The sequence below is a fragment of the Ensifer sp. SSB1 genome (assembly GCF_016652895.1).
Lineage (GTDB): Bacteria > Pseudomonadota > Alphaproteobacteria > Rhizobiales > Rhizobiaceae > Ensifer.
In genome coordinates this window covers 1-3,652 of sequence record NZ_JAEPRP010000324.1, presented here as the reverse complement: position 1 = coordinate 3,652, position 3,652 = coordinate 1, and the positions used below count along the sequence as shown (strand labels likewise).

Sequence of the window (3,652 nt, the reverse complement as noted above, 5' to 3'; positions counted from 1 at the left end):
TCACCATCACTCCACCGTCGCGCCGGGGCCGCATCATGGGTCTCTATTCTTCGATCGTTTCCGGTGGCTTCGCCCTAGGTCCGCTGTCGCTCGGTCTCTTCGGCGCGGAGGGCTGGCCGCCCTTCCTGATCGGTATCGTGGCCTTCGTCCTCTGCGGCATGATCTTGCTCGCCATCGTGCCGCGCCTGCCTGAAATGCCGCAGGACGGCGAGGCAACGTCCGTCGGCGGCTTCCTGGCACTGGCGCCGCTCCTCCTGTTTGCGGTTTTCACCGCTGCCGCTTTCGAGCAGACCCTGCTTTCGCTGTTCGCCACCTATGGTGCCACGCTCGCAAGTGCCGAGGAGCGGATCGCCTCACTCCTTACCTGTTTCATTGCCGGCAATGCGCTGCTTCAGGTTTTTCTCGGACGCATGGCCGAGAGGGTAGGCTCGATGCGGGCGATGTTGTTCTGTGTGCTCGTCTCGCTGGCCGGGTGCCTGCTACTGCCGTGGGCCTTCAATTCCTGGCTGGTCTGGCCGCTCGTTTTCCTCTGGGGCGGTGTCTCATTCGGCATCTACACGATGGCGTTGATCCAGCTCGGCGAACGGTTCGCCGGCCAAGCGCTGATCGCCGGCAACGCGGCCTTCGCGGTTGCCTGGGGTCTCGGCGGCATCGTGGCGTCGCCTGCGGCGGGCCTGGCCATGCAGTGGATCGGGCATCAGGGGCTGCCGCTGGCTCTTGGCTCCCTTAGCGGCGTGTTGGCGTTGTTTCTGCTGTCGAAGCTGCGTCCTTCGCGATCGTGACGACACGCAACGCAACAAAAAACCCGGCGCGATGGCCGGGTCCCGTTTCGGTATTCTGAAGAGGCAATCAGTTGGTGCCAAAGGCCGTCTGCAGCAGCTTGATCTGCGCCTTGACGCCATTCTGGTTGTCCGGAACGATCGCGGCCGCTTCGTTCGGGCGGTAGATTTCGCGGTCGAGCAAAGCGACGCGGTTCTGCAGACGCAGCGAGCGTTCGATCAGGTCACGGAAGGATTCCGGCAGTTCGGCCCAGCCCGGAGCGGACTTGTCGACGTTGAAGCTGTCGAGGCGCACCTTGCTCTTTTCCGACATCACCTGGTCGCGGCTCATCTCGCCGTTGTTGACGGCGCGCTGCAGCAACAGCCACGAGGCCATCTGCATCAGGCGGGTGGTGAGCCGCATGGACTCGGCCGCATAGAGCACCGATGCCATGCGCGGCAGAACCTTCGAGGCGGCGCGTCCGGAACCATCGAGATAGGTGGCCGTTTCCTCGACCAGACCCATGCCTTCCGAATAGAGCGTCTTGAATTGTGCCGAGGACGCTGCGTGTCCTGCGAAACTGACCGTATTCAATCCTCTCTCGGACATGACCTGTTTTCCCTGGTTCAAACGCATCACGACAGTCAGGTAGTGGATGACTATAGGAAAGAAATCCTTGCCATCTCTATGCTCGAAGAATGATCCGATAGCGCATTTCGCGCAAGGGCATTCTTAAGAAAGGGTTAATCTCCACAGTTCTTTAGCGAAAGCTATGCCAAAATAAAAAAAGAGCCGCGGAAAGCGGCTCTCAAGGTAAAACAGGGAGAAAAATCAGACCCATTCGCCAGTCGGAGAAATTGTCTGAAACCGGAAAGCTCCGGATGCCCTGACAATCGCAGATAATGCTTAATGTGCCGTTAAACACGGCCCGATTTGCTGCGCTGCAACCCCTCTTGCAAGGCTTCAGCGAAACAGGCTCTCGGCGGCGGACCGGCTTGCGGATTTGCGCGTCCGCTCGGCTTCGAGCCGGGTGATCTCTTCGGTTAACAACGCAATGCGCTGGGTCAGTTCATCGACAGAAAGCAGCGAAAGATCACTGCCGATTTCGTGCACCAGCTTCTTTTGTGGTCGGTCGTCGTCAAACAGGCTCATCCGTCTGATCCTCCTATTTCTGGTTGTTGTCCGGTTCGTTACGCGCTTCCTCAAGCGGGGCAGCGCGCGGCGAAAGCTGCAGGCTTTCCGGTGTCGTCGGCGCGCCGGCATTGACCGGCGAGAAGGCATCGCGGTCGGAGACCGGCACGGGCGCGCGCATCCGGCTGCGGATGATGGCATAGGCTGTGATCAAAATGTGGGCACAGGCGGTAATCATGAACAGGCCGTAGGGACCGGCGGCCGTCATGACCGGACCGCCGATCGTCGGGCCGATGATCGTGCCGATGCCATAGAGCAGCAACAGGCCACCGGAAACCTTCACGAAGTCCTCGGCGGTCGCAAAGTCGTTGGCATGGGAAACGGCGATCGGATAGAGCGCATTGGCCGCAGCACCGTAGATCGCGATCAGCGTCAGCACGATCCAGACCTGGCTCGGCTCGATCAGGAAGATCAGCAGGCCGGCGAAGGCGCCGACGCCGGCAAGCGCGGCCAGCACATAGCGCCGGTCGATGCGGTCGGAGAGACGGCCTGCCGGAAGCTGCATCACCGCACCTGCGAAGATCGCCACGCTCATCATCGCTGCGACCGTACTGTCGGAAAGGCCGGCCTGCCGACCGAAGACGGCGCCGAGCGTGCCGAAAGCGCCATTGGCGATGCCGACGAGCAGGATGCCGAGGAAGGAGACCGGCGAGTTGCGGTAAAGCGCCCGCAGGTCGAGGCGGACCTGCTTCAGTGGCTGCGGCGTGGCGGCTTTGGACAGCAAGGTCGGCAGCATGGCAAGGCAATAGAGAATGCCGCAGATCATGAAGAAGATGCTGGTCGAGGTATCGCCGAAGGGGATCATCATCTGGCCCCCGACGACGCCGAAGAGCGTGATGGCGATGTAGAGCGAGAAGATGACGCCACGGCTCTCGTTGGTGGCGCGTTCGTTCAGCCAGCTTTCAATGATCATCGAGGTGCCGGCGGTGGCGAAGCCGGTCAGCGCACGCAGGATCAGCCACCAGGTCGGATCGATCATGATGCCGGTCAACAACGCGACGATGGCGATGAGAGAGGCGAAGACGCTGAAGGCGCGCACATGGCCGATGCGCTTGACGATGTTCGGGGCGAAGAAGCAACCGAGAACGAAGCCGGCTGCCCAGGACGTGCCGATCAGGCCAAGGATGGTGGTCGGATATCCCTCAGCGGTACCGCGAACGGGAAGAAGCAACCCCTGGAGACCATTGCCCAGAAAGAGAAACAACGTGCCGAGCAGGAGGGCGGCAACCGGGAGCAGGTTCTTTCTCATCATCCATCCGAATTTCGTTCTGCCGTCAGCAAGTTAGGGCGGTGCCTTATGAATTGCCAGCCGGTTTCTCTTTACAGCGCTTTGATTACAGTGCCTTGAGTGGCCGTATAATTCCTTCGATCGGTGACGATTGGAGGAAACATGCGGCCGCCGGTCATTGCAAATCGCTCACGGAAACACTAGCCCTTTTTGCCAAGTGCAGCGTATCGCTAGTCCTTGGGGGAGGCGGTGCTCCGTGCGACGAATAGTGCCGGCGTTGCGAACGCTTTGCCGGCTGAGGCGACCTCCCGGTAGACGAGGGCAACATGCAGAAGGCGCTCGCGCTTATCCTGCTCCTGGCAATGGGCATCCAGCTCCTGTGGCCGCTCGGAATCCCGGGTTTGCGCCGCCGTCGCGATTTCTGGAAGATCGCTGTTTTCGCCATCGTGATGATGATGGTGACGGTGCTGATCC

At 60.9% G+C, this 3,652-nt stretch carries 4 protein-coding genes; 1 reads left to right on the top strand and 3 read right to left on the bottom strand.

The features are described from left to right. Positions 1-782, top strand: a 782-nt coding sequence (locus I8N66_RS36710; protein WP_291165384.1) for an MFS transporter, incomplete at its 5' end; no start/stop codon positions are given. Between the two features lie 67 nt (positions 783-849). On the opposite strand, the gene I8N66_RS36705 is transcribed toward I8N66_RS36710, so the two are convergent. The 3 genes from I8N66_RS36705 to I8N66_RS36695 all read right to left on the bottom strand — a co-directional run bounded on the left by I8N66_RS36705 (position 850) and on the right by I8N66_RS36695 (position 3,199). Continuing rightward, entirely contained in the window at positions 850-1,368 is a 519-nt protein-coding gene (locus I8N66_RS36705) for a DUF1465 family protein (protein WP_113540879.1), read from the bottom strand. A gap of 354 nt (positions 1,369-1,722) precedes the next feature. Beyond that, positions 1,723-1,911, bottom strand: a complete 189-nt coding sequence (locus tag I8N66_RS36700; RefSeq protein WP_113540880.1) for a DUF1192 domain-containing protein — start codon at positions 1,909-1,911, stop codon at positions 1,723-1,725. A 13-nt stretch (positions 1,912-1,924) separates the two neighbouring features. Next, positions 1,925-3,199 (bottom strand): MFS transporter, encoded by a 1,275-nt coding sequence (locus I8N66_RS36695; protein WP_291165380.1) that lies wholly within the window; start codon positions 3,197-3,199, stop codon positions 1,925-1,927. Positions 3,200-3,652: the final 453 nt, after the last annotated feature.

Excerpts from the sequence above, each read along its gene's own strand:
- I8N66_RS36705 (WP_113540879.1), bottom strand. The coding sequence starts at position 1,368 with ATGTCCGAGAGAGGATTGAATACGGTCAGTTTCGCAGGACACGCAGCG.
- I8N66_RS36700 (WP_113540880.1), bottom strand. The coding sequence starts at position 1,911 with ATGAGCCTGTTTGACGACGACCGACCACAAAAGAAGCTGGTGCACGAA.
- I8N66_RS36695 (WP_291165380.1), bottom strand. The coding sequence starts at position 3,199 with ATGAGAAAGAACCTGCTCCCGGTTGCCGCCCTCCTGCTCGGCACGTTG.